24 protein-coding genes and 1 pseudogene are annotated in these 24,384 nt (G+C 72.1%); 10 read left to right on the forward strand and 15 right to left on the reverse strand.

The genetic code is table 11. The annotated features are described in order from the left end of the window. Positions 1-151: 151 nt before the first annotated feature. The 6 genes and pseudogenes from Pta02_RS24850 to Pta02_RS24875 all read right to left on the reverse strand — a co-directional run. Positions 152-355: pseudogene (locus Pta02_RS24850) on the reverse strand (heavy-metal-associated domain-containing protein); the annotation flags it as partial. A gap of 124 nt (positions 356-479) precedes the next feature. Next, positions 480-1,547 (reverse strand): DUF8832 domain-containing protein, encoded by a 1,068-nt coding sequence (locus tag Pta02_RS24855; protein ID WP_239131209.1) that lies wholly within the window; start codon positions 1,545-1,547, stop codon positions 480-482. A gap of 112 nt (positions 1,548-1,659) precedes the next feature. Continuing rightward, complete coding sequence (locus tag Pta02_RS24860) at positions 1,660-3,240, reverse strand: PH domain-containing protein (RefSeq protein WP_203877335.1); 1,581 nt, start codon at positions 3,238-3,240, stop codon at positions 1,660-1,662. After that, positions 3,237-3,860: a PH domain-containing protein gene (locus Pta02_RS24865; RefSeq protein WP_203877336.1), complete on the reverse strand. Its 624-nt coding sequence runs from the start codon at positions 3,858-3,860 to the stop codon at positions 3,237-3,239. The genes Pta02_RS24860 and Pta02_RS24865 overlap by 4 nt, the downstream gene beginning before the upstream one ends. Then, positions 3,860-4,486, reverse strand: coding sequence for a TetR/AcrR family transcriptional regulator (locus Pta02_RS24870; RefSeq protein WP_203877337.1), 627 nt, complete (start codon positions 4,484-4,486; stop codon positions 3,860-3,862). The genes Pta02_RS24865 and Pta02_RS24870 overlap by 1 nt, the downstream gene beginning before the upstream one ends. Positions 4,487-4,528: 42 nt before the next feature. After that, positions 4,529-7,039 carry a GcvT family protein gene (locus Pta02_RS24875; protein ID WP_203877338.1) on the reverse strand — a complete coding sequence of 837 codons (2,511 nt, stop codon included), beginning with the start codon at positions 7,037-7,039 and terminating at the stop codon, positions 4,529-4,531. Positions 7,040-7,113: 74 nt separating this feature from the next. Here Pta02_RS24875 and Pta02_RS24880 point away from each other — a divergent pair, with 74 nt between their 5' ends. Together Pta02_RS24880 and Pta02_RS24885 are read left to right on the forward strand one after the other, a co-directional pair. Beyond that, on the forward strand, positions 7,114-8,106 hold the full coding sequence (locus Pta02_RS24880) for a phosphotransferase (RefSeq protein WP_203877339.1): 993 nt from the start codon (positions 7,114-7,116) through the stop codon (positions 8,104-8,106). After that, complete coding sequence (locus tag Pta02_RS24885; protein ID WP_203877340.1) at positions 8,060-9,601, forward strand: amino acid permease; 1,542 nt, start codon at positions 8,060-8,062, stop codon at positions 9,599-9,601. The genes Pta02_RS24880 and Pta02_RS24885 overlap by 47 nt, the downstream gene beginning before the upstream one ends. Before the next feature lie 137 nt (positions 9,602-9,738). Here the strand turns inward: Pta02_RS24885 and lipB are convergent, their stop codons facing one another. Beyond that, entirely contained in the window at positions 9,739-10,374 is a 636-nt protein-coding gene (gene lipB, locus Pta02_RS24890; protein WP_203877341.1) for a lipoyl(octanoyl) transferase LipB, read from the reverse strand. Between the two features lie 15 nt (positions 10,375-10,389). Further along, positions 10,390-10,575 carry a PspC domain-containing protein gene (locus Pta02_RS24895; protein WP_203877342.1) on the reverse strand — a complete coding sequence of 62 codons (186 nt, stop codon included), beginning with the start codon at positions 10,573-10,575 and terminating at the stop codon, positions 10,390-10,392. A 271-nt stretch (positions 10,576-10,846) separates the two neighbouring features. On the opposite strand from Pta02_RS24895, the gene Pta02_RS24900 reads away from it, so the two are divergent. After that, positions 10,847-12,385, forward strand: a complete 1,539-nt coding sequence (locus Pta02_RS24900; RefSeq protein ID WP_239131210.1) for a M28 family peptidase — start codon at positions 10,847-10,849, stop codon at positions 12,383-12,385. 171 nt (positions 12,386-12,556) lie between these two features. After that, positions 12,557-14,065: a M28 family peptidase gene (locus Pta02_RS24905; protein WP_203877344.1), complete on the forward strand. Its 1,509-nt coding sequence runs from the start codon at positions 12,557-12,559 to the stop codon at positions 14,063-14,065. A 117-nt stretch (positions 14,066-14,182) separates the two neighbouring features. On the opposite strand, the gene Pta02_RS42010 is transcribed toward Pta02_RS24905, so the two are convergent. Beyond that, the gene (locus Pta02_RS42010) at positions 14,183-14,305 is read right to left on the reverse strand and encodes a hypothetical protein (protein ID WP_275423609.1); all 123 of its coding nucleotides are present in this window, start codon (positions 14,303-14,305) and stop codon (positions 14,183-14,185) included. A gap of 137 nt (positions 14,306-14,442) precedes the next feature. Between Pta02_RS42010 and Pta02_RS24910 the strand changes: the two genes are divergently transcribed. From Pta02_RS24910 to Pta02_RS24925, 4 genes are all read left to right on the forward strand, one after another. After that, positions 14,443-14,640: a hypothetical protein gene (locus Pta02_RS24910; RefSeq protein WP_203877345.1), complete on the forward strand. Its 198-nt coding sequence runs from the start codon at positions 14,443-14,445 to the stop codon at positions 14,638-14,640. Between the two features lie 84 nt (positions 14,641-14,724). Further along, complete coding sequence (locus tag Pta02_RS24915) at positions 14,725-15,141, forward strand: CBS domain-containing protein (protein WP_203877346.1); 417 nt, start codon at positions 14,725-14,727, stop codon at positions 15,139-15,141. Between the two features lie 172 nt (positions 15,142-15,313). Beyond that, a complete protein-coding gene (locus tag Pta02_RS24920) occupies positions 15,314-15,778 on the forward strand; it encodes a DUF6098 family protein (protein WP_203877347.1) in 465 nt (154 codons plus the stop codon). A gap of 229 nt (positions 15,779-16,007) precedes the next feature. Beyond that, positions 16,008-16,838, forward strand: a complete 831-nt coding sequence (locus Pta02_RS24925; protein ID WP_203877348.1) for an undecaprenyl-diphosphate phosphatase — start codon at positions 16,008-16,010, stop codon at positions 16,836-16,838. Between the two features lie 158 nt (positions 16,839-16,996). Here Pta02_RS24925 and Pta02_RS24930 read toward each other — a convergent pair whose 3' ends face one another. From Pta02_RS24930 to Pta02_RS24950, 5 genes are all read right to left on the reverse strand, one after another. After that, complete coding sequence (locus Pta02_RS24930; protein ID WP_203877349.1) at positions 16,997-17,281, reverse strand: hypothetical protein; 285 nt, start codon at positions 17,279-17,281, stop codon at positions 16,997-16,999. After that, on the reverse strand, positions 17,278-17,871 hold the full coding sequence (locus tag Pta02_RS24935) for a hypothetical protein (RefSeq protein WP_203877350.1): 594 nt from the start codon (positions 17,869-17,871) through the stop codon (positions 17,278-17,280). Before Pta02_RS24935 ends, Pta02_RS24930 begins: the two co-directional genes overlap by 4 nt. A gap of 229 nt (positions 17,872-18,100) precedes the next feature. Then, positions 18,101-18,517: a hypothetical protein gene (locus Pta02_RS24940; protein WP_203877351.1), complete on the reverse strand. Its 417-nt coding sequence runs from the start codon at positions 18,515-18,517 to the stop codon at positions 18,101-18,103. Further along, positions 18,492-19,217: a DedA family protein gene (locus tag Pta02_RS24945; protein ID WP_203877352.1), complete on the reverse strand. Its 726-nt coding sequence runs from the start codon at positions 19,215-19,217 to the stop codon at positions 18,492-18,494. The genes Pta02_RS24940 and Pta02_RS24945 overlap by 26 nt, the downstream gene beginning before the upstream one ends. A 139-nt stretch (positions 19,218-19,356) precedes the next feature. Continuing rightward, positions 19,357-20,319, reverse strand: coding sequence for a hypothetical protein (locus Pta02_RS24950; RefSeq protein ID WP_203877353.1), 963 nt, complete (start codon positions 20,317-20,319; stop codon positions 19,357-19,359). A 73-nt stretch (positions 20,320-20,392) separates the two neighbouring features. On the opposite strand from Pta02_RS24950, the gene Pta02_RS24955 reads away from it, so the two are divergent. After that, positions 20,393-21,007, forward strand: a complete 615-nt coding sequence (locus Pta02_RS24955) for a TetR/AcrR family transcriptional regulator (protein ID WP_203877354.1) — start codon at positions 20,393-20,395, stop codon at positions 21,005-21,007. Positions 21,008-21,106: 99 nt separating this feature from the next. Beyond that, positions 21,107-24,073 carry an ATP-dependent RNA helicase gene (locus tag Pta02_RS24965; RefSeq protein WP_239131211.1) on the forward strand — a complete coding sequence of 989 codons (2,967 nt, stop codon included), beginning with the start codon at positions 21,107-21,109 and terminating at the stop codon, positions 24,071-24,073. A 39-nt stretch (positions 24,074-24,112) separates the two neighbouring features. Here the strand turns inward: Pta02_RS24965 and Pta02_RS24970 are convergent, their stop codons facing one another. Then, positions 24,113-24,373 (reverse strand): hypothetical protein, encoded by a 261-nt coding sequence (locus Pta02_RS24970; protein WP_203877355.1) that lies wholly within the window; start codon positions 24,371-24,373, stop codon positions 24,113-24,115. Positions 24,374-24,384 lie beyond the last annotated feature (11 nt).

Genomic DNA, 24,384 nt, shown 5'->3' on the forward strand with positions numbered 1-24,384 from the left:
GGAACTCACCGGCCGGGCCCGCGGGGCCCGGAAGCAGTCCGGCCCGCGGGACTCAGGAGCAGTCCGGCCCGCGCGGGACTCAGGAGCAGCAACCCGAGCCGCAGCAGGCGTCCGCCGCCTCGGCGGTCTCCTCGCCCGCCGTCCCGACGCGCCCGGCGAGCTCGTAGCCCGCCTCGTCGACCGCGGCGCCCACGGTGGCGTCGTCCAGGGCCGCGCCGCTGGTCACGGTGACCAGCTTGGCGGTCAGGTCGACGTCCACCCCGGTCACACCGTCGATCTTGCTCACCTCGGAGGTGACGGAGCTGACGCAGTGGCCGCAGGTCATGCCCTCGACGCGGTAGGTGGTGACGGTCATGGCTGTCGCCTCTCTATGAGATGTCCGGCGCTCGGGGGGGAGCGCCCGGACGGGTTTTCGGATCGATGCGGTTGTCGTGGCGGGACACTGACTTCGCACCCCACCCCCGTAGGGTATTCCCCGGTCAGTGCGTGTGGTCGTCGGGGTTGTGCGAGGCCTCCGGGGAGGGGCTCTCCGAGGAGTCCTCACCGGCCGGACTCTCGCCTGAGCTCTTGTCCGAACTCTTGCCCGGGCTCTTGTCCGGGGCGGGATCGTCCGTCGCGGCCGGGCCGCTCTCCGGGACGACCGCTCCCCCGGCGGTCGCGGTGAACTCCGCGGTCCGCACGGTGCCGCCGTGCTTGAAGTCCAGGAACAGCCGGTAGGCCCCCGCGCTGGGCACCTCGGTGAAGAAGGTGATGCCGGGACCGGCGGCGGTCCGCCCGTCTCCGGGCTCGCCGTCGGGGTGCACGTGCAGGTAGGCCAGGTCCCCGTCGCGCAGCGCGACCAGGTGACCGTAGGCGCCGAGGTAGGGCTCCAGGTCGGTGACCGGCTTGCCGCCCTTGCTCACCGAGAGCGTGAGCCTGCTCGTGCGCCCGGGTGCGAGGTCTCCGGCCAGCGAGACCGTGTAGCCGTCCACGGTCGCGGTGCGGACGGGCGCGGCCAGCGGCTCGGGACGATAGTCGCCGGGGGCCGACAGGTCCATGCCGAGCGTCATCCCGGACGCGCCCTCGGGGGCGAAGTCGGCGAAGGCCCGGTACTCCCCGGCCTCCGGCAGCGTCAGCGGGACCGACCAGACCCCGTCGCCCTTCTCCTGCGGATGCAGGTGCTGGAACCCGGACAGGTCCCGGCGGACCACGATGAAGTGCAGCCTCTTCTCGTGTTGCGGGGTGAAGCGGGTCACCGGCCGGCCGTCGGGCCCGATCACCGAGAAGCGGAAGTCGGCGGTCTCGCCCGGCTCGACCACGTCGGTCCCGGGCACCAGCGTGTAACCCGCCGCCGAGACCTGGAGCCCGCCCGGTACCTCTCCGGCCCCGCCGGGCGCCGCCGGACCGGCGGTCGCGTGGTCCGCGCCATGGGAGTCCCCGGTGGCGGTGTGGGAGGTCTCGGCCGCGGTGTCCCCGATCGGCCCGACGACCTTGCCGACGCCCAGGGCCCCGCCGAACACCGCCGCCAACCCGAGCACGTACGCGCCCACTTTGGTTGCGCCGTTCATCTCCGCCTCCTTCAGTCATACCCCTATAGGGTATCTCGACGCCTCCAAGATGCCACACGCGAACGGGTTTGGCAACCCCGGGGGGGTATGTATCCGAAGGAGGTGAACCGCCTCAGCGGACGAACGGCGCCAGCAGCCCCGGGACTGACTCCTCGGCGAAGGCCAGCCCTCCGGCGACGGAGACGTCCCTCACCTTGTAGATCCCGCTGCCGGCCGCCGTCGTCGCCCCCAGGGTCAGCAGGCCCGCCCTGCGCTGGAAGGGCGAGCGGCTGATCGTCCAGCCGATGATCCCGGTACGGCGCAGCGCCACGGTCCTGCGCCGGGCGGTGCCGTACCGGGTGACAAAATAGGGCCCGTGCAGGCCGTGGCCCAGGTTCCGGTAGGCGTCGAACGCCAGGAGCAGCGTGATCGGGAGCATGAGCGCGCCCGCCACCCACAGCGAGCCGGGAACCCAGCTCAGCCAGGCGGCGAGCCCGGCGAAGAGGACGGCGACGGCCACCGGCGGCCAGATCGCCCTGGAGACCCGCCTGCGGAGAGCCGCGCGGGGGTGCACGGCCAGCGGCGCGAGGATGGGCGACGCCGGGGCGGGCGGAGCGTACCCGGCGAGTACGGCGGACCCGGCCGGAGTGGTGGACGCGACGGACTCCGCCGGGACGTGCCCGGCGAGTACGGCGGCGGCCACCCGGTGGGCCTCGGCGCGCGGGGCGGGCGGCAGCAGGACGACCGACTCGTCCTCGGCGAGCCCGGTGGCGACCGCCTTCACCCGGGCTCCGCGACCCCAGCGCAGCGGCAGCGGCTCGGCCATCTCGACCCCGTGCAGCCGCCGTTCCTCCAGCGCCACGGACCTCGTGGTCAGCAGGCCCCGCCGGATCGAGAACGTGCGGTCGGGCTCGCGGGTCAGCCGGAAGTTCCACCACGCCTCCACGTAGAGCAGGAGGGTGCCGGTCAGGCCGATGGCCAGCACGATCGCAACGGCGACGGCGACGACCACGGCCGGATGGGTCTCGGTGACGCTCTCCCACAGCTCACCCAGGGAGCCGACCTCGGCGGGGCTGACCCCGACGGCGTCCAGGACCCGGAAGAACACACCGAACGGGGCCAGACCGATGAGCAGCGACCAGCTGCTCAGCAGCGCGTAGCCGACCCACGCGGGGCGCAGTTCCGTGATGACGGAGTCGGCCGGAGCCGCACGGCCCAGCAGCGCCGTCCGCAGCAGGCGCGCGTCCCGGCGGGAGATCCCGTCGAGAACGAGCCCCTTCTCCTCGTCGTTCTGCCCGGTGCCGATCCGCACCGTGGCCAGGCCGAAGATCCGCCGGAGCGGGTCGGCCGTGAGGTCGACGCTGCGCACCCGGTCGCGCGGGACCGAACGGTGCCGCCGGACGACCAGCCCGGAGCGGAGCTCCACCCGCTCGGCGGTGACCCGGTAGCGGGTGGTGACGTAGCGGACCAGGCCGATCACCATGATCACGAAGAGGGTGGCGAGGATCCCGCCGAGCGTGATGAGCGTCTGGAGGTTGAGCCGTTCACGGGCGACGAGCGCGGTGACCGCGATCGGCGCCATCGGTCCCAGCGACCGCGCCAGGCCGAGCCGGAACAGCCCCGGGTCGAGCCTCGACCACGGCGCGCCGGCCTCGCCGTTCCCGCCCGTACGGCTCTCCGGAGTGGTCGGGGTGCGGGCGGCGGGGCCGTTCACGTGGCGTCTCCCGGGGTGGCCTGGGTGCGGGCGGTGAGGCGTTCGACGAGGTCGTCGGCGAGGGCGCGGTCGAGACCGTTGATCTTGATGGCGCCGGCCGCCGAGGCGGTGGTCACGGTCACCCCGGCCAGGCCGAACATCTGCTGGATCGGCCCCCTGATCATGTCCACGGTCTGGATCCGGGACATCGGCGCGACCCGCCACTTCTGCCAGATCCATCCGGAGGCCGCGTAGACCGCGTCGTCCGTGGTCTCCCAGCGGTGCACCCGATAGCGCCACCGCGGCATCACCAGCGTGTAGACCAGGCCGGGCACGGCGATGACCAGCGCCGGGAGCAGGAGCCAGAAGCGGGCGGGCGGGATCAGCAGGGCGAGCAGGAGCAGGACCAGCACGGGCGGGGCGACGATCACCAGTGCCTGTCCCGTCCACCAGCCCACGGCCCGGCGGTCCACCGGATGCCGCGGCGGCCGCAGGCTGAGCCCTCCGGCTCCGTCCGCCCCGGAGGACCCGGGGGACCCGGGAGAGCCTGGGGACCCGCTCGCCGCACCGGGGCCGAGATTCCCGGGAGAGGCCGAGCCGCCGGGGCGGGCCGTGTGGCCGGGGGTGGGGTGTGCGGTCATCACCGCTCCTTCCGGGTGGCGAGGTCGAAGGTCGTGACCAGCTCGCGGGTGTAGGCGTCGAAGTCGAGGTCCGGGTAGGCGGCCATCTGGGTGAGCACGCCGTCGACGGCCTGCTTGAGCGTGACCGCCATCACGCGGGTGGAGAACTCCCGGAACTCCCCGGCGAGCTGCCCGAACCGCAGGATCTCCTCGACGGCGGCCATCTCCGGCTCGTTGGCGGTCGTGTCGAGCTTCGGCCTGCCGTCCTCGTGGCGGAAGGCCGACCAGATGTCGAGCAGGACGGTCATGTGCGCCCGGTGGGTCCGGTAGAACTCGACCGTCGCCTCGATGTAGGCCCTGAGCATGGCGGCCGCCGTCATCTGCCCCTCGATCCGCGAGCGGACGAAGGCGTCTCCGGAGGTGAACGCCTCGTCGACCACCTGCTGGATCAGCTCGTCCTTGCCCTTGAAGTGGTAGGAGATCACCCCCTTGCTGATCCCGGCCCGCTTCGCGATCAGCGCCAGCGACGTCTGCGCGTAGCCGACCTCGGCGATCACCTCGATCGCGCACGCGACGATCTGGGCCCGGCGGGCCGTCTCGATGAACGACCGTTTTTTCTGGCCGTCTGCCTCATTTTCTGACCGCATGGCCAAAAAATAACACATGCGGCCAGAAGATGTGCGGACCGGTCAGGCGGGGAGTCTCCTGACCCGCTCCGAGGCCGGGTCGTAGAGCGGTTCCGCCGCTACGACGGCGTCGGCCCAGGTGCCGGTCACCCCGACCTGGACGCGGGTGCCAGGGGCGGTGCCGGCCGGGAGGTAGGCGTAGGCGATCGAGCGGTCCACGCGGTGGCCGTACCCGCCGCTCGTCACGCGGGAGGCGGGCTCGCCGTTCAGCCGGACCGGCTCGCCGCCCAGGCAGACCTCGGCTGGGTCGTCGAGGACCAGGCAGCACAGCCGCCGGACGGGCTCGGCGAGCGCGTCCCGGCCGAGGAAGTCCTTGTCCCGGGCCACCGCGAAGCCCAGGCCCGCCTCCAGCGGGGTGGTCTCCGGGGTGATGTCCGATCCCCAGACGCGGTAGCCCTTCTCCAGGCGCATCGAGTCGATCGCCCGGTACCCGGCCGGGCGCATGCCGTACGGCGCGCCCGCCTCCATGAGCGCGTCCCACAAGGTGAGCCCGTACTCCGCGGGGCAGTACAGCTCCCAGCCGAACTCACCGACGAAGGTGACCCGCTGGGCCAGCACCGGGACGTTCCCGGCGCTGATCTCCCGTGCCCTCATGTAGCCGAAGGTCAGCTCGTCGGGCGAGAGCGAGCCGAGGATGTCCAGCGCGCGCGGTCCCCACAGGCAGTAGCAGGCGTACGCCGAGGTGACGTCGCGCACCTCCAGGCCGTGGCCGCGCAGCCAGGCGGCGTCGTGGACGCCGAAGGCGGTCCCGGTGACCAGGCGGAAGCGGTCGCCGGCCAGGCGGGTGACGGTCAGGTCGGCCTCGACGCCGCCGCGCGCGTTCAGCAGCTGGGTGTAGACGACCGAGCCGGCGGGCCGGTCGAGCTGCGCCGCGCAGGCCCGCTGGAGCCGCGCGAGGGCCTGGGGCCCGGAGACCTCCAGCTTGGCGAAGGAGGTCTGGTCGAACAGCCCGGCCGCATCGCGGGTGGCCAGGCACTCGGCGCGTACGGCGGGCGACCAGATCCGCCCGGCCCATCCCCGCGGCCGGGACCCCCGCGCGGAACCGCCCGCCGCGGCCCGGCGCGCACCGGCCCCGGCCTCTTCCGGCCCCGCTCCGTCCGCCGTCCCGCTGTCCGCCGTGGCGTTGGACTCGAACCAGTTGACCCGCTCCCAGCCCGCCTTCTCCCCGAAGGCGGCCTCCAGTTCCACGTGCCGCATCCAGGCGGGAGAGCGGCGCAGCGGCCGGGCGGCGGTGCGCTCCTCCCCCGGATAGACGATGTCGTAGTACTTCGAGTAGGAGTCCAGCGCCTTGGCCCGGGCCCAGGAGGCGGAGCGGGCGTGTCCGCCGAAGCGGCGCAGGTCCATGCCGAAGACGTCGTACTCGGGGGAGCCGTCCACGATCCACTCGGCCATGACCTTGCCCACGCCGCCCGCCGCGGCCAGTCCGTGCACGCAGAACCCGGCCGCCGCCCACAGGCCGCGCACCGGGGTCTCGCCGAGCAGGAACTCCCCGTCCGGGGTGAACGCCTCGGGCCCGTGCACGACCTTCACGATCTCCGTACGGCCCAGCGCCGGGACCCGCCGGGTCGCCGAGTCCCACGACTCCCGGAACTTCGGCATGTCGGCGGGGAAGAGCGTCCGGGGCTCGGCCAGCGGCGCGGAGGCGTCCCAGATCTCGGGCGTGCGGATGTACCCGCCGACGAGGATCCCGCCGCCCTCCTCCCGGAAGTAGACGATGTTGTCGGGGTCCCGGACCGTGGGTGCGGAGGAGGGGACCCCGAACGGCTCGGTGACGACGTACTGGTGCTTGATCGGCACGACCGGGACGTCCACCCCGGCCAGCCGCCCGACCCGCCCGCTGGCGGCCCCGGCGGCGATGACGACGACGTCGGCCTCGATCACCTGCTCCTCCGCCTCCGCGAGCGCCCCGTGCCCCCCTCCCGGCCGTTCGCCGGCGACCGCCAGCCGTACCCCCGCGATCCGCCCGTCCACCACGTCGAGGCCGGTCACGCGGGTCCCGGTGAAGATCCGCACGCCCAGCTTCTCGGCTCCGGCCGCCAGCGCCCTGGCCAGCAGCGCCGGGTCGAGCCAGCCGTCGCCGGGCAGCCAGAGCGCCGCCCGCACGTCCGCGGTCTCCAGCAGCGGCAGCATCTGCGCCGTCTGCGCGCCGGAGAGCACCTCCAGCCCCAGCCCGTAGGTCTCGGCGGCCCCGGCCAGGCGCAGCGACTCCTCCACCCGCTCGGGCGTGGTCGCCAGCCGGAGGCCGCCCACCCCCCGCCAGCCCGGGTCGAGACCGGTGAGCTCGGCCAGCTCGGGGTAGAGCCCGGCGGAGTACATGATCATCTTGGTCTGGGTGACGGTCGAGCGGAGCTGGCCCACGAACCCGGCCGAGTGCCAGGTGGTGCCCTCGGTGAGCTCGTGCTGCTCGACCAGGACCACCTGTCTCCATCCGAGCCTCGCCAGGTGGTAGGCGACGCTGCAACCGGCCACCCCGCCGCCGATCACGACGGCCCGCGCGGAATCAGGAAGTTTCAAGGTGGGAACCCCTCTGTAACGACTCGTCCGCAGAATCGGATCAATGGTCTGAAGGTAGGCCAAAGGAGTCCGGCATGCCAGACGCTCTCGCCGCCGTCCGGGAATGGGCAGGACAGCCCGTCACCGAGACGCCGATCAAGGGTGGGCTCAGTCACCGCATCGCGCGGGTGGACGCCGCCGACGGGCGGCGCTGGCTGCTGCGCGTGCTCGACCCGCGCGTCTCCGCGGCCGGGCTCGGCATCCCCCTCGACCAGGAGATCGCCAACACCCTGCGGGCGGCCGAGGCCGGGATCGGCCCCCGGGTCCTGCACCGGATGCCCGGCGCCCTGCTGCTGGAGTATCTGGAGGGCACGACCCTGGACGCGCACGCCGTACGGGCCCTGCCGGGCCCGGTGGCGGCGGCCTGCCGGCGGCTGCACGCGGGGCCGCGCTTCGTCAACGACTTCTCGATCTTCAGGAAGCTGGAGGAGTTCCTCGCCCTGTGCCGCGCCCACGGCCTGCGGACCCCCGCCGGATACGAGGACCGGCTGCCGGCCGTCGCGGAGATCGAGCGCGCATTGGAGGCCGATCCGCTCCCCTCCGCGCCCTGCCACAACGACCTGCTGCCGGAGAACTTCATCCGCTGCGGCGACGAGGTCAGGATCGTCGACTACCAGCTGTCCGGGAACAACGACCCGGCCTTCGAGCTGGGCGACATCGCGGCCGAGGCGGACTATCACCCCGACCTCACCTGCCAACTGGCCCGCGCCTATTTCGGCGAGGACAGCCCACGACTGGCGGCCAGGGTCAGGCTCAACCTCATCATGTCGAACCTCACCTGGACCCTCTGGTTCTCGGTCCACCACGGACTGCTGAGGGAGCAGGCGGCCGCCGCCGGCTTCGACTACGACGCCGAGGCGGCCGACAAGTTCGCGCAGGCCGTACGGGACCTGGAAGACCCGGGATTCGGGCGGCTGATCGATGACGTCCGGGGCCTGCGCCCCGGCTTTCCCACCCCCCGCACCACGCAAGGAGGCTTGAGTGACCAAGCCAAGCCCGCAGGACGAGGACGCCAGGCGCCTGGCTGAACTCGGCTACAAACAGGAGCTCTCCCGCACCTGGAGCGGCTTCTCCAACTTCGCCATCTCCTTCTCGATCATCTCCATCCTGGCCGGCTGCTTCACCACCTTCGGCCAGGCCTGGAACAACGGCGGCCCGATCGCCATCTCGTGGGGCTGGCCGCTGATCTCGATCTTCATCCTGATCATCGGCCTGTGCATGTCCGAGCTGGTGTCGGCCTACCCCACCGCGGGAGGCATCTACTGGTGGGCCGCGAAGATGGGCAGGCCGATCCACGGCTGGTTCACCGGGTGGTTCAACCTCATCGGCCTGATCGCGGTCACCGCCTCGGTCGACTACGGCTGCGCGACGTTCATGAACATCACGATCAACCGGTTCGTCTCCGGGTTCGAGATCTCTCTCCTGAACACGTTCCTGCTGTTCGCGGTCATCCTGGTCCTGCACGCTCTGATCAACATCTTCAGCCACCGGCTGATCTCGGTGCTGCAGAACGTCTCCGTCTACTGGCACGTGTTCGGCGCGGCCGTCGTCGTGCTCATCCTGATCTTCGGCCCGGACTCGCACCAGTCGCTGTCGTTCGTGTTCACCGAGACGATCAACAACTCCGGCTTCTCCGACTCCTCCTACTGGTTCTACGTGCTGCCGCTGGGCTTCCTGCTGACCCAGTACACGATCACCGGCTTCGACGCGTGCGCGCACGTGTCGGAGGAGACGCAGGGCGCCTCCACGGCCGCCGCCCGCGGCCTGTGGCAGTCGATCTTCTACTCGGCGATCGGCGGCTGGATCCTGCTGCTGGCCTTCCTGTTCGCGGCCACCGACGTGGAGGCGGTCAACGAGGCCGGCGGTTTCGTGGGGGCCATCTTCGAGTCCGCGCTCCCCGGCAACCTGGCCACGGCGATCTTCGCGATCTCCACCATCGGCCAGTTCTTCTGCGGGATGAGCTGCGTGACCTCGATGTCCCGGATGACCTACGCCTTCGCCCGGGACGGGGCCATCCCCGGCTGGCGGCTGTGGTCGAAGGTCGACCGGAACCGCACGCCGGTCAACGCGATCATCTTCGGCTGCGTGCTGGCGCTGATCCTCACCCTGCCCGCGCTCTACGAGGCCCCGAACGGGCTGCCGCTGGCGTTCTACGCGGTGGTCTCGGTCGCGGTCATCGGCCTCTACATCGCCTTCGCGATCCCGATCTGGCTCCGGCTGCGGATGGGCGACAGCTTCGTGCCCGGCCCGTGGACGCTGGGATCGAAGTACAAGGTGATGTGCTGGATCGCCGTCATCGAGATCGTCGTCGTGTCGATCTACTTCATCATGCCGCTGGTCCCGGAGGCCGTGCCGTTCAGCGAGGACTTCACCTGGACCGCGGTGAACTACGCGCCCATCGTGGTCGGCGTGATGGTGATCGGCGTGGGACTGTGGTGGGCGCTGTCGGCCCGGCACTGGTTCACCGGACCGCGCCGCACGATCGACGACATCCCCACCGACGAGACCGAGCCGGTCGGCTGATCGCACGGCTCAGCGGTCGCACGGCTCAGCGGTCGCACGGCTCAGCGGTCGCACGGCGGGCGCCCGGCCATGGGCGCCCGCCGTACGACCGCGGTTCGCCAGGTCGGCTCGCCTCGGGGGTCGTCTCCCTCCGAGGGTCAGCTCGCCTCGAAGGCCTCCGCGACCGCGGCCCGGACCCGGTCCATCGGGATGCCGGAGGTCTCGCGGACGAGCGAGGTCATGTCCACATCCGGCATGCCGCAGGGCACCGCCCAGTCCCACGGGGTCAGGTCGCCGTCGACGTTGAGGGCGAACCCGTGGCTGGTGACGCCCCGGCTCTGGCGCATGCCGATGGAGACGATCTTTCGGCCGGTCCCGCTCGTCCACACGCCGGTGAGCAGTTCCGAGCCGGGCGGGGTGTCCCGCCGCTCGGCCGGGACGCCCAGTTCCCGCAGCGCGCGGACGAGCCGGAGCTCGACCTCGCGCACGTAGTCGACGATCCCCTCGCCCTCGCCGAGCTTGACGATCAGGTAGCCGACGAGCTGGCCGGGGCCGTGGTAGGTGAGCTGCCCGCCCCGGCCCGTGCTCACGACGGGGATGCCGTGGGACGGGTCGGGCAGGTGCTGCTCCAGCGTGCGCCTGCCGACGGTGTAGACCTGCGGATGACTGAGCAGCCAGAGGGTGTCCGGCCGCTCGTCACGCTGCCGTTCGCCGACCAGGTCGGTCATCCGCTCCATGGCCTTCTCGTAGTCGACCAGATCGTCCTGGAGCAGGGACAGGGGGCGTTGCCTCATGCCCCCAGCTTATTTTCAGTAGCGGGCCGCGGGCGCCTTGGGGATGATGATCCACATCAGGACGTAGGCGACCCACAGGGGTCCCGGAATCAGTGAGAGCAGCAGCCACAGCACCCGGACGACCGTGGGCGACCAGCCGAGGCTCTCCGCGATCCCGCCGCAGACGCCGGCGATTATCTTGTGGTTTCTCGAACGGTGCACTTTGCATCTCCCGGATCGTTGTCGTTTCTCACCCGGTAAAACGAGTGCCGGAGAGCACCACGTTCCCTCAGCGTCCCTGAGAAAACCCTGTCAGGGTCGGGCCTCCGCGCCTGCCACGTCACGGTCAACTCATGCTTCATAACTTTTTGCAACTCGGCGTCAACAGCTCTAGTCGAAGGTGATTGATCACGGTACGTTCCGCTCTAGTACGGAATGGGACCCCCCATACAGTCTCCCGAGGAGCGTTATGCGCCTGAGATTCCGACACGGCTTGGTCCGAGGCCTCACCCTCGCCACGGCTCTCGCCCTTCCCCTTGCCTTCACCCCCGCGGCGAACGCGTCGTCCGGGGTCGACGTCCCGGATGTGCTGGCCAACGCCATCGCCCACCAGGTCAAGGGCAAGAACGTCAAGAAGCACCTGAACAAGTTCCAGGAGATCGCCACCGCCAACGGCGGCAACCGCGCGGCGGGCACCTCCGGGTACGACGCCTCGCTGGCATACGTGCAGGACAAGCTCCGCAAGGCCGGCTACCGGACCTCCACCACCGACGTGGAGTTCGTGACCGGCTGGACGGAGAACAGCGCCCCGGTCCTGGAGCGGACGTCGGCCCCGGCCAAGACCTACACCCCCACCACCGACTTCGTGACGGTGCAGCCCTCCAGCTCCGGTGACGTCACCGCGCAGATCCAGGTGGTCGACCCGGTCCTCCCGCCGACGCCGACCCCCAGCTCCACGGCGGGCTGCGAGCCCGAGGACTTCAACGGGTTCGTCGCCGGCCGGATCGCGCTGATCCAGCGCGGCACCTGCCCGTTCATCGACAAGGCCACCAACGCCAAGGCGGCGGGCGCGTCCGGCGTCATCTTCTTCAACGAGGGCCAGCCGGGCCGTACCGACCCGTTCACCTTCGACATCCGGGAGTGGCGCTTCGGCTTCCCGATCGTGTTCGCCAGCTTCGCCGTCGGCTCGGACCTGGCCTCCACCCCGGACGCGACCGTGCACCTGAAGGTCGACGCCACGACCACGCTCGGCCACACCAAGAACCTCATCGCCGACTCCCGCTGGGGCAAGAGCGGTGAGATCGTGATGGTCGGCGCCCACCTGGACAGCGTCCCCGAGGGTCCCGGCATCAACGACAACGGCTCCGGCAGCGCCGCCATCCTGGAGACCGCGCTGAAGATGGCCTACGTGCCCACCAAGTACAAGCTCCGCTTCGGCTTCTGGGGCGCCGAGGAGCTGGGCCTGCTCGGCTCCGAGCAGTACGTGGCCGGTCTCTCCCAGGCCGAGAAGGACAAGATCCGTCTCTACCTGAACTTCGACATGGTGGCCTCGCCCAACGACGCCACGTTCCTCTACGACGGTGACGACTCCGACGCAGAGGGCGCGGGCCCCGGCCCGGCCGGCTCCGCCGAGATCGAGAAGCGCCTGGAGAACTTCTACACCAAGCGCAGCCTGCCCTTCGAGGGCACCGACTTCGACGGCCGCTCCGACTACGGCCCGTTCATCGCCAACGGCATCCCGTCCGGCGGCATCTTCACCGGCGCCGAGGGCATCAAGACGCCCGAGCAGGCCGCCAAGTTCGGCGGCACCGCGGGCATCGCCTTCGACCCGTGCTACCACTCCGAGTGCGACACGATCACCAACATCAGTGACGCCGCCCTGGAGCGCAACTCCAAGGCAGTCGCCTACACCTCGTCGTTCTTCTCCTTCGACCTGTCCGACATCCCCGACCGCAACGCCGCCGCCCTGGCGAAGTCCGCGACCACCTCCTCCGCCGGGCACTCCCACTCCCACGGTGAGGCGGCCAAGTAAGACGAGCTCGAGTGAGGCAGGCTCGAGTGAGGCAAGCAGGGCCAGAGACGGCCTGAACCGAGCGTGACCCGGCAGGGTCGCCGCTCACGCGCACCACGATGTACGGCGCGCGCCCCGACCGGGGTGCGCGCCGCTCGGGGGACCCCCCACCTCAAACCCGAGGAGCACCCCATGCGCACTCTCCGGGCCATCGGAACGGCAGTGATCCTGGCCCTTCCCCTGGCGTTCACCGCACCCGCGACCGCCACCGCCGCGGCGGCGCCCGACATCTCCCTGGCCGCCGTCAAGGCACATCTGAACGAGTTCCAGACGATCGCGAACGCCAACGGCGGCAACCGCGCCCACGGCCGCCCCGGCTATCTCGCCTCGGCCAACTACGTCAAGGGCAGACTGGACGCGGCAGGGTTCACCACCACGCTCCAGTCCTTCACCTACAACGGCGCGACCGGCTACAACGTCATCGCCGAGTGGACCCGGGCGGGTGACCCGAACGACGTCCTCATGGTCGGCGCGCACCTCGACAGCGTGACCGCCGGGCCGGGCATCAACGACAACGGCTCCGGCAGCGCCGCCATCCTGGAGACCGCCCTGGAGGTCGCCCGCCAGAACCTCACCCCGGCCAAGCGCCTGCGCTTCGCCTGGTGGGGCGCCGAGGAGCTGGGCCTGCGCGGCTCGCAGTTCTACGTCAACAACCTGCCCGCCGCCGAGCGGTCGAGGATCAAGGGCTATCTGAACTTCGACATGGTGGGCTCGCCCAACCCCGGCTACTTCGTCTACGACGGCGACAACTCCGACGGCACGGGCTCGGGCCCCGGCCCGGCGGGCTCCGCCCAGCTGGAGCGCACCCTCCAGGACTACTTCACCTCGATCGGCGTACCCACCCGGGGCACGGACTTCGACGGCCGCTCCGACTACGGCCCGTTCATCGCCGTCGGCATCCCGGCGGGCGGCACGTTCACCGGCGCCGAGGGCATCAAGTCCAGCGCCCAGGCCTCGCTCTGGGGCGGTACGGCGGGGCAGGCGTTCGACCGCTGCTACCACCGCTCCTGCGACACGACCGCCAACATCAACGACACCGCGCTGGACCGCAACGCCGACGCCATCGCCTACGCGGTGTGGACGATCGCGACCGCGACCCCGCCGGTGGTCGTCTGGCAGGACACCTTCGAGGCGGACAACGGCTGGACGGTCAACCCGGGCGGCACCGACACCGCCACGACCGGCGCGTGGGAGCGCGGCGACCCGGCGGCCACCACCTCCAGCGGCGCCAAGCAGCTGGGCACCACGGTCAGCGGGAGCAACGACCTGGTCACCGGACGTCTGGCGGGAGCCTCGGCGGGTGACTACGACATCGACGGCGGCGTCACCAGCGTCCGGTCACCGGAGATCACCCTGCCGACGGGCGGAACGCTGAACCTGTCGCTGTCGTGGTACCTGGCGCACGGGTCGAACTCCTCCAGCGCCGACTACTTCCGCGTCAGCGTCGTCACCTCCGCGGGCACCACACAGGTGTTCCAGCAGCTGGGTGCGGCGACCAACCGCAACGGCGCCTGGGCGACGGCCACGGCGAACCTGTCCTCCTACGCCGGGCAGACCGTCCGCATCCTGATCCAGGCCGCCGACGCCTCCGGCGCCTCGCTGGTCGAGGCCGGAGTGGACGACGTCAAGATCACTCGATAGCGACCGCCGAGATACGGCCGCGCCCGGACGGGCGCGGCCGTACTCGTGTCCGGGTACGGCCGCGCCGGCCATCCGGAGCCGTCGCGGCCGTGCACAGTCAGTGGCGGCCGTGCACGGTCATTGGAGGTCTTCGAGATTGTCGTCCTCGTCGGAGGCCTCGTCACCGTCCTGGGCCCCTTCGGCGGCCGACTGCAGAAGCGGGTCGTTGTCATCGGTCTTGGGGCGGCTTTCCTCTGGCATCGTCATAGTCGGCCGATGCCCCCCGGCGCCCCGTTTAATGTCCTATTTAATACCGTAAGTCACCCAAGCTTGGATTCGTCCGGTCCTCTCCGGGGAACCGTCCTGTCTCACACGAAACAGGACTGAAGGAGAGCGTCATGCCTGAGCCGCAGCAGCCAGAACTCCGGCGATCCGAACGGGGAGGCACCTCCGACAAGGACAACACCGGCATTTCCCAGTCGCGCTCCAGCAAGGGCCGGAGCGCCGGCCGCCCACACGGCACCGACAAGGGGCACCGGGGCGGAGGCAAGGGGGGCGGCGTACCGCCCGACCAGCAGCCCCCGCACCCCGCCTGACCACTGACCACATCCGGAGATATATAGCTTTTTGTCCGCTTTAAGTGGGGTATGAGTCCTCACACAAGCGCGAAGGGGGATCTCATGAGCAAGACGGTGGCCGATGTGATGACGGCCAATCCCGCGACCATCGACGCCGGGCAGCCCGTGTCCGTCGCGGCCCGGATCATGAGCAGCGAGGACACCGGGGCGGTCATCATCACCAACGACGGGGTGATCAGCGGGATCGTGACCGACCGCGACATCGCCGTCCGCATCGTGGCCGAGGACAAGGGACCCGACACTCCGGTCCAGGACGCGTGCAGCGACGACCTCGTGACCGTCGGGCCCGACACCAGCCTGGAGCAGGTCGTCCAGCTGATGCGTTCCAGGGCCGTACGCCGGATGCCGGTGGTCGAGAACAACAAGGCCGTGGGCATCGTGAGCATCGGCGACCTCGCGATGGAGCGCGACCCCGACTCGGCCCTGGCCGACATCTCCGCCGCCGAGGGCAACCAGTAGGTCCGGGATCCGGCCTCTCATGGACGGAGCCGGGATCGCCTTCCGGCGGTCCCGGCCTGTCCGCGTGGGAAGCAGCCGGGTTCCCGCCGGCCACCGGCGGTGCCAACGCGTGTGAGCCGCCTCCGCAGGGGAATCGGCAGCTCACCACCAATGGGAGGGAGATGGTGACGTCATGGCCTCGGAGCCGTCCGTCGTCACCAGCCTGTCGGAGCTCACCACGCTGCTCGGCAGGCGGCGGGGACTGTTCATCCGGTGGTCCAAGGACCTGAACGGCAACGGCGAGCACGGTGGCAGCCGGGACTCCCTCACCGGAGCCGAACTGCCCGGCCTGTCCGCCAGCCCTCTGGACATCGAGGCTTGGTGGGGCGAGCGCCCGGTGCGGTTGTGGGCCGCCCGGCGGCTGCACGACTACTCGCACCTGCGGCGTGACCGCGGGCCCGGGGTCAAGGCGTGGGTGCTGCACGGGGAGGAGGTGGGCCGCGGCCCCGACAACGAGCCGCTCATCGAGTACGACGAGGTGGTGGCCGTCGTCGACGACGCGGTGATGAAAGAGGCGAGCGAGCTCGTCGACGACCAGGGATGTCCCGAATGGGGGCCACTTGACCGCGGCCGCGGAGCCCCCAGGCTGACGGGCTGACGGGCTGACGGGCTGACGGGCCGGAGCCGTACCACCGACACCCCGCGCTGACGGGCCGGCGCCGCACCGCCGACACCCCGCGCTGACGGGCCGGCGCCGCACCGCCGACACCCCGCACCGGCCGATGGCCCGCTCTCCGGCATATCAACCGAAAGGTCGAGTCACAGCCTTCACCTCCCTCCGCTAACCTCTCGGAGGTCACGCACGCGCTGGACGGAAGGCATCCACGTTGATCGGCTGGTTCGAAGCGGTGGTCCTCGGGGTCATCCAGGGACTCACCGAGTTCCTCCCCATCTCCTCCAGCGCCCACATCAGAGTCGTGTCGGCCCTGTTCGGCTGGGAGGACCCGGGCGCCGCGTTCACCGCGGTGATCCAGCTCGGCACCGAGACGGCGGTGCTGATCTATTTCCGCAAGGAGATCTGGGAGATCATCTCCACCTGGACCCGGGCGTTGTGGACGCCGGAGCTCCGCTCCCACCACGCCGCCAGGATGGGCTGGTACGTGATCGTGGGAACGATCCCGATCCTCATCCTCGGCCTGCTCTTCAAGGACAGCATCGAGACGGTCTTCCGTGACCTGCGGCTGATCGGAACCACGCTGATCGTCTTCGGTCTGATCCTCTGGCTCGCCGACCACACCGCCCGCAACAAGCTCACACTGGAGAAGCACCTCAGCTTCACCCACGCCATCCTGTACGGCCTGGCGCAGTCTCTCGCCCTGATCCCCGGCGTCTCCCGGTCGGGCGGCACGATCACCGCGGGCCTGCTGCTCGACTACCGCCGCGAGGAGGCCGCCAAGTACTCCTTCCTGCTGGCCATCCCCGCCGTGCTGGGCGCCGGCGTACTGGAGCTGTTCGAGATCGGCGAGGGCCAGGCCCCCGACTGGGGACCGACGATCCTGGCCACGCTGATCTCCTTCGCGGTCGGCTACGCGGCGGTGGCCTGGTTCCTGAGGTACATCAGCACCCACCGCTTCACCGGCTTCGTGATCTATCGCATCATCCTCGGCATCGTCATCATCGCGCTGGTGAGCTTCGGGGTTCTCGACCCGTCCGCTTAGACGAGTGGGCCCTGGGGTCGCAGGGGCGGGTACGGCGGCGCGTGCCGGGTGGGGTGGGTCTCCGGTGGACCGGGTGCCGCCCACCCGTGAGGCGCGTCCGTGGCCGGCCGGGTGGGCAGCACCCGGCCCGCCGCGCACCGCCATACCCGCTTCCGACCTCAGGACTCACCCGCCCCGGGAGTGTCGCCGTCGGCGCGCTCCGGATGCCCGGGGCGCGCCGTACCCTCGCGATCCCCCGTGCCCCCGCCGTACTCCGGATACCTGGCCCGGAACGCGGCGGCCTGCTCGTAGGCGGTCACCACGGCCGCGAACATCGCGGCCGGCGCGGCCGCGGCGACCAGCGGCCAGAGCGCGGCGGCCGGGAACATCACCAGCGCCACGATCGTCACGGCGCAGACGGCGACCCAGACGCCCGGGCGGCCCAGCGCTCTCCGCAGCCTCACCACGTTCGCCGCCATTCGTACCAGGGGCCTTCCAGGTGCTCGTAGGACGTCTCAGGCTCCTCCGGAGGGGCGCCGGCGGGGAACCAGGCGAAGCCGTGGGTGTCGAGGAAGCCGGTGTCCGGCAACCCGAAGCTCACGCCGCCGCCGGTCTTGACGACCGACGAGACGGAGAACAGCCCGATCCGACGGCTGCCGCCCTCGGGCTCGGCCCCGGTGCTCACCGCCTGCGCCGCCTGTTCCAGGCTCGCCCTGGAGAGCGCGAACCGGACGTCCTGGGGAACGCCCGCGGAACCGAGTCCGGCGACCACGGCCGCCATGAGCGGTACCGCCGCCCAGCGCGCCCAGTGCCGGCGCAGCCCCGGACGGCCGTCCGCGCGGGCCAGCCCCACCACGAACCGGGGGATCCAGATGACGGCCAGTGTCAGCGCCAGGACCCCGCCCAGCAGAGCCGGCCCGAAGTATCCGCCCGGGGCGCTGACGCTGTACAGCAGGAGCAGACCGGTGAGCGCGCCGAGCGGGAGCAGCCACCGGCCGGGCGGACCGGTCAGCGCCCTGGTGAGCAGCGGCAGACGGGGCTCCGGCGGTGTCATCGGCGGATCCGGCGGTCGAAGGGCATCGGCGAGTCCGGCGGTGTCATCGGAGGGTCCGGCGGTCGAAGGGCATCGGCGAGTCCAGCGGTCGAGGGCGTCGGCGACCGCGCACATCATGCGAGATCTCCGCACGTCAGGCGGGTTTTCGGACCATCCTGTCACGCGCCCCGGGGGCGGTCGTCCTCCCGCTCACCGACTCCCCGTCCCCCGGCAGGGGGATGACGGCCCGTCAGGCGCTGGAGGTCCTGCGCCCCAGGGGGACCCTGCTGGCCAGGGCGAACACCGCACCGAAGCACGCCCACGCCAGGACGTAGGCGACGGGGGTGGCCCAGGAGGCTCCGACGATGTCCTCCAGCGTGGCGCGGCCCTCGAAGTAGAGGACCAGGCCGGCGGCCGCGCCGGGGATCGCTCCCCACCAGCGGCGCCACCAGACCTCGTTGGTCATGACCTCGAAGAAGACCAGCCCGAGCGGGCCGAACAGCACGAGTTTGAGCGGGGCCGGCCCCTCCCCGTCCGTCTCCCCCACCAGCCAGGCGAACAGCATGATCGCAATGGCGGAGAGCACGAGCAGGCCGACCGTCTCCCCGAGCGGGGCGGGGTCGTCACGCGGGTCGGAAGCTTCAGCCGGTACGGGTGGTTCCGTCACGATCTACATCCTGCCCGACGGGGAGGGTGTCCACGTGCGCCAGACGGGTCCGCCACAGCCGGACTCCCACCGTCAGGCAGACGACGAGGAGCACCGCCTCGGCGATCAGCAGCAGCCGTTCCGGGGTGAGGTCCGCGGGCAGGGCGCTGGCCCCCAGGAAGCCCAGGAGGGTCGCGGCGGTGGCCCATGTCGTGTCGACGGCCAGCTCGGTGAGGGCGAACCGGCGGCGGGGATAGGCCAGCCGCCCGGCCGCGAGGGTGGCGGCGGTGCGCCCGCCGGGCACGAGCCGGGCGGCCAGCAGCACCAGCGAGCCGTGCCGGTGGAAACGCTCCGGCCAGCCGTTCACCAGCCCGGGTACGGCCCGCCGCATCCGCCCCGGCACAGCCGCCGCTCCCGACGCGGTCCGTGTCATCCGTCCCGCCGGGTGCCCGGGGCCGCGACCGTGTTCGGATCCCCGCGGGCCGGTCAGGCCGCGCAGGCGGGTGCCCGCGTGGTAGGAGGCGAGGTCGCCGGTGAGGGCTCCCGCGGCCCCCGCCAGGATGACGAGGGGGATCTCCAGATCGCCGGTGACCGTGAGCGCCCCGGCGGCCATCAGCGCGCCCTCTCCCGGGATGACCGGGAAGAAGACGTCGAAGGCGGTGAGCGCGGAGATGACCAGGTACGCGAGTACGGCCGTCGCGGGCAGTTCCACGCCGTACATGGCCATCTCCTCTTTCCGGGAAACGTTCCTTCGGGAAGCGCTCTGATCGTCGTGTTTCCGGCCGGGCCGGGCGATTGCCGGATCCCGACAGTTGCCCGGCCCCCGGCTTCCGGGCTCAGGCGACGGCGGGTTTCCGGGCTCAGGCGACGGGGGCGGCGGGGGCGGGTACGGCCCTCGGCCTCGCCGGGGTGCGGGCGGGGACGGCCAGCATGATCAGGCCCGCCAGGGCCCACGCCCCCAGGACGGCCAGCGGCCGGAGCAGCGCCGCGCCGCCGAAGTGCACGACGTTGGTGACGGCGTCCGAGCCCGGGCCCACGGGCAGGAACCGGCCGATCGCGGCGTACCACTCGGGGACGAACCGGGCGCCGAGCGGGCCGCCGCTCGCCGGCAGGCCGATCGGGATGAACAGCAGGGCGGCGAGCCCCACCCCCGCCGGGCCGACGACCTTCATCAGGCCGGCGGCGACCAGGCTCACGGTGAGGACGATCCCGGCCGAGATCGCCACCAGCCCGCCGAAGCTGCCGGGCAGCGCCCCGAGCACGACGTCGGCCAGCCAGGCGTTCGCCGTACCGACCGCCAGCGCACCGGCCGTCAGCACGCCGAGGCGTCCCGCGAGACCGAGGCCGGGCACGGCGTTCGACAGCAGCACGGCCAGCGCGATCCCGGGGATGACCAGGCTGAGGACGTAGAACAGACCGGAGATGCCTCCCGCGTCACCGGGCGGGAGCGGCACCGCGTCCTCCACGGTCAGCGACCGCCCCTGGGCCTGGGCCGCGCCCTGGAAGACCTGCGTGATCACCGTCGAGGCCGTGCGCCCACCGGCGCTCGCGACCACCAGTCTGCCCTCCTGGGCCAGCAGGACCGCGTCGACGTCGCGGCCGAGGAGGGCCTCCCGTGCCGCCTGCTCGGAGGGATGGCCCTCCAGGGCGAAGGCCCCCGGCTTGCGCTGGTCCAGCGCCGCCTGGAGCTGCTGCGCCGGGGCGCCGACCACCGCGACGGGGACCCCGTGCGGCTCGGGCTTGTGCAGGGCGCCGACGAAGGAGGCGGAGAACAGCATGCCCACCAGCGTCACCGCCGCGAGAAGTGCGATGATCTTCTTCATTTTTTTCACCATCTGTTGACTTCAACCGCGTTGAATTCAACATAGGCGAATTCAACATGGTTGAATAGGGGGTGTGACGGAAGAGACACGACGACCCGGCAGGCGGCGCGGGAACGGTGAGTCCCCCCAGACGCGGGAGGCGATCCTGGAGGCCGCGCTGGCCGCGTTCGAGGAGAAGGGATACACCGCGACCACGATCCGCGGCGTGGCCACGGCGGCCGGGGTGGACCCGGCTCTGGTCATGCACTTCTTCGGCAGCAAGGACGGCCTGTTCGACGCGGCCATCCGGGGACCGGGCATGCCCCTGCGGCGGCTGCGCGACGTGTTCGGGGCCGGTCCCCCGGACGGCCTGGGAGAGCGCCTGATCCGCCGCTACCTGTCGATCTGGGACGACCCGGTGACCGGCCCCCGCCTGCACGCCGTCATGCAGGCCGCCGCCTCCTCCCCCGCCGCCGCGGGGATCCTCAAGGACTTCATGGTCGCCGAGGTCCTGCGGCCGCTGGCCGAACTCGTGACCGGCGACGACGCCGAGACCCGCGCCATCCTCGCCGCCAGCCAGATGATCGGCGTGGCGATCACCCGCTATGTGCTCCGCGTGGACCCGATGGCCGCCCTCACCACGGACCAGCTGGCCACCGCCGTCGCCCCCACCCTCCAGCGTTACCTCACCGGCGACCTCGGCCTCTGATCCGCTCCCCGTCCCCCTGCCGCCCTCAGGCGCCGGTACGGCGGGCAGCCGGTGAGCCCTCGTGGCCGGTTCGCGGGTGACGTCGGGGACACTGGTCGGGTGCGTTCCGAGTGGTCCGGGCTGCCCGTCCGGCATGTGCTTCCCGAGTTGACCGAGGCGCTGGAGGAGTACGGCGTGGCCGTGCTGACCGCGCCTCCCGGGACGGGGAAGACCACTCTGGTCCCGCTCGCACTCGCCGGGCTCCTGGACGGTACGGCGCGCAGGCGGGTGATCGTGGCCGAGCCGCGCAGGATGGCGGTGCGTGCGGCGGCCCGGCGGATGGCCTGGTTGCTGGAGTCGCGCGTGGGCGCGGAGGTGGGCTTCTCGATCCGGGGTGAGCGCAGGGCCGGGCCGGACACGGTGGTCGAGGTCGTCACCACCGGCGTCCTCCTCCAGCGGCTCCAGCGCGATCCCGAACTCGACGGCGTGGACGCCGTACTGCTGGACGAGTGCCACGAGCGCCACCTGGACGCCGACACCGCCCTCGCCTTCCTCCTCGACGTCCGCGCCGCTCTCCGCCCCGACCTGCGGCTGCTCGCCACCTCCGCCACCGCCGACGCGGTCCCGTGGGCCCGCCTGCTCGGCACCGGCACCGGCCTGACCGGGATGGCCCCGATCATCCATGCCTCCGGGACCCTGCACCCCGTCGCCGCGATCTGGGCGCCGCCGCCCCGGCCCACGGCGCCCCCGCACGGCCTCCGGGTCGATCCCGCCTTCCTGTCCCACGTCGCCGACGTCGTACGGCGGGCGCTGGCCGAGCAGTCCGGGGACGTGCTCTGCTTCCTGCCGGGCGTCGGCGAGATCGGCCGGGTCGCCGGAATGCTCGCCGGAATCAGCGGAAACCCTGACCTCGGCCGGAACAGGGCCTCCGGCGGCCCAACCGGCAGGAACGGCCCGAGCGGCACCGCCGGCCCCGGCCGCACCGCCGACATGAGCCACCCGAGCGGCCCAGCCGGCGCGAACGGCCCAGGGCATCCCGGCCATGTGGACGACCCAGGGCATCCCGGCCATGTGGACGGCCCAGGGCATCCCGGTGACACGGGCGGGGTCCAGGTCCTCCAGGTCCACGGCCAGGCTCCGGCCCACATCCAGGACGCGGTCCTCTCCCCCGGCCGGACGCGGCGGGTGATCCTCGCGACCTCGGTCGCCGAGTCGAGCCTGACCGTGCCCGGCGTCCGGGTCGTGGTCGACTCGGGCCTGGCCCGTGAACCGCGTACCGACCACGCCCGCGGTCTCGGCTCCCTCACCACCGTCCGCGCCTCCCGGGCCTCGGCCGAACAGCGGGCCGGGCGGGCGGGCCGCGAGGCGCCGGGCGTCGTCTACCGGTGCTGGCCGCAGGCCGAGCACGAGCGGCTCCCCGAGTACTCCCGGCCCGAGATCGCCCTGGCCGACCTCACCGGCTTCGCCCTGCAGGCAGCATGCTGGGGAGATCCCGACGGCACCGGCCTGGCGCTGCTCGACCCGCCCCCGCCCGCCGCGATGGCCGCGGCCCGCCGTACCCTGCACGCCCTCGGCGCCCTGCGCCCCCGCGACGCCTCCGGCTCCGGGAGGCCAAACGGCGGTTCCCGGAGGCCGGACGGTGATTCCGGGAAGCCGGGCGACGGTTCCGGGAAGCCGGACGGGCCGGCCCTCCCGGATGCCGATCTCCCCGGCGCTTCCGAAGGACCCGACGGCACAGCCGGCCCGGACCTCTCCGGCGCCGTCGTCACCGACCGGGGACGGCGGATGGCCACGGCCGGGGTCCACCCCCGGCTGGCCCGGGCGCTGCTCGACGTCGGCCCGCGGGCCGCCGAGGTGGTCGCGCTCCTGTCCGAGCAGCTCCCCCGGGACGCGGACGACGACCTCGTCGCGGTCTGGCGCTCGGCCCGCCGCGGCGACGACGGCTTCTCCGCCCGCTGGCGGCAGGAGGCCGCACGCCTGGCCAGAGTCGTCTCCCACGGCGGCCCGGCGGCCGGACGGGACGACGACCCGGCCGACGCCGTACCTCCTGAAGGCCCGGCGACCGGACGGGACGACGACCCGGCCGGCGCCGCGCCCCGCGGCGGCCACGCCGCCGGGCGGTGGGACGACGACCGTCTGGCCGGGACGGTCGTGGCGCTGGCCTATCCCGAACGCGTGGCCCGAAGGCGGGGCGGCGCCTATCTGATGGTCTCGGGGACCGCCGCCGAGACGTCACGGGGCTCGCGGCTCGGTACGGCGCAGTGGCTGGCGGTCGCGGTCGCGGACCGGCCCTCCGGGGCGGCGACCGCCCGGATCCGGCAGGCCGTCGTGATCGACGAGGAGATCGCCAGGCTCGCCGCCGCGCCCCTGCACGCCTCCGGTGACGAGATCGCCTGGCGGGTCCCTCCGGGACAGCGGCAGGGCGACGTCTCGGCCCGCCGGGTCGAGCGCCTCGGGGCCGTCGAGCTGTCCTCCCGCCCCCTGCATGACGCCGACGTCGCGCCCGCCGTACTGCAGGGTCTGCACACCGAGGGCGTGGCGCTCCTGAGCTGGTCCCCCGAGGCCGTGGCGCTGCGCGAGCGGCTGGCCTTCTGCCACCGCGCGCTCGGCGACCCCTGGCCCGCGGTGGACGACGCCTCCCTCGTCGAGGCCGCCGGGCTGTGGCTGGAGCCCGAGCTGTCCCGCGCCCGCCGCCGCTCCGACCTGGAGCGCATCGACGTGGCCGCGGCCCTGCGCCGGCTGGTGCCGTGGAGCGCCCGGCTGGAGGACGTGGCCCCGGAGCGGATCGAGGTGCCCAGCGGGTCGCGGATCAGGATCGACTACTCCGGCGAGCGGCCGGTTCTCGCCGCCAAGCTGCAGGAGCTGTTCGGCTGGGACGAGGCCCCGAGCGTCGCCGGGGTGCCCCTGGTGGTCCACCTGCTCTCCCCCGCGGGCCGTCCGGCCGCCGTGACCGGCGATCTCTCCTCGTTCTGGCGGGAGGGCTACCGCGCGGTCCGCGCCGAACTGCGCGGCCGCTATCCGAAGCACCCCTGGCCCGAGGACCCCCTGTCCGCCGTGGCGACCCGCCGTACCAACCCCCGCCGCTGAGACCGCCGCAGGGTCATCGGCCATTCACGCCGGGAACCGTCACCTGCCCGCGCCGTATTCGTCCTCGCCGAGATCGAAGGCGACGTCGGCGATGGAGTCGAAGAAGGACGGGAGATAGATGCAGGAGACGTCCGCCCCTCCGCAGATCTTGTGTTTCCGGTTGAAGTCGACGTGCGACTCGGCCCTCATCGGGTGGGCGAACTCCACGATCGCGGCGGCTTCGAGCGTCGGGGGAAGCCCGTCGATGATCTTGCGGGCTTTCTCCGCCACATGTTCGTCACGGCCGTTGCCGCCGTCCACGGCCGCGAGCG

The sequence above is a fragment of the Paraplanobispora takensis genome, assembly GCF_016863195.1.
GTDB classification, from domain to species: Bacteria; Actinomycetota; Actinomycetes; order Streptosporangiales; family Streptosporangiaceae; genus Planobispora; species Planobispora takensis.

Excerpts from the sequence above, each read along its gene's own strand:
- Pta02_RS24905 (WP_203877344.1), top strand. The coding sequence starts at position 12,557 with ATGCGCACTCTCCGGGCCATCGGAACGGCAGTGATCCTGGCCCTTCCC.
- Pta02_RS24910 (WP_203877345.1), top strand. The coding sequence starts at position 14,443 with ATGCCTGAGCCGCAGCAGCCAGAACTCCGGCGATCCGAACGGGGAGGC.
- Pta02_RS24920 (WP_203877347.1), top strand. The coding sequence starts at position 15,314 with ATGGCCTCGGAGCCGTCCGTCGTCACCAGCCTGTCGGAGCTCACCACG.
- lipB (WP_203877341.1), bottom strand. The coding sequence starts at position 10,374 with ATGAGGCAACGCCCCCTGTCCCTGCTCCAGGACGATCTGGTCGACTAC.
- Pta02_RS24915 (WP_203877346.1), top strand. The coding sequence starts at position 14,725 with ATGAGCAAGACGGTGGCCGATGTGATGACGGCCAATCCCGCGACCATC.
- Pta02_RS42010 (WP_275423609.1), bottom strand. The coding sequence starts at position 14,305 with ATGCCAGAGGAAAGCCGCCCCAAGACCGATGACAACGACCCGCTTCTG.
- Pta02_RS24870 (WP_203877337.1), bottom strand. The coding sequence starts at position 4,486 with ATGCGGTCAGAAAATGAGGCAGACGGCCAGAAAAAACGGTCGTTCATC.
- Pta02_RS24950 (WP_203877353.1), bottom strand. The coding sequence starts at position 20,319 with ATGAAGAAGATCATCGCACTTCTCGCGGCGGTGACGCTGGTGGGCATG.
- Pta02_RS24935 (WP_203877350.1), bottom strand. The coding sequence starts at position 17,871 with ATGACACCGCCGGAGCCCCGTCTGCCGCTGCTCACCAGGGCGCTGACC.
- Pta02_RS24865 (WP_203877336.1), bottom strand. The coding sequence starts at position 3,860 with ATGACCGCACACCCCACCCCCGGCCACACGGCCCGCCCCGGCGGCTCG.
- Pta02_RS24855 (WP_239131209.1), bottom strand. The coding sequence starts at position 1,547 with ATGAACGGCGCAACCAAAGTGGGCGCGTACGTGCTCGGGTTGGCGGCG.
- Pta02_RS24945 (WP_203877352.1), bottom strand. The coding sequence starts at position 19,217 with ATGTACGGCGTGGAACTGCCCGCGACGGCCGTACTCGCGTACCTGGTC.
- Pta02_RS24880 (WP_203877339.1), top strand. The coding sequence starts at position 7,114 with ATGCCAGACGCTCTCGCCGCCGTCCGGGAATGGGCAGGACAGCCCGTC.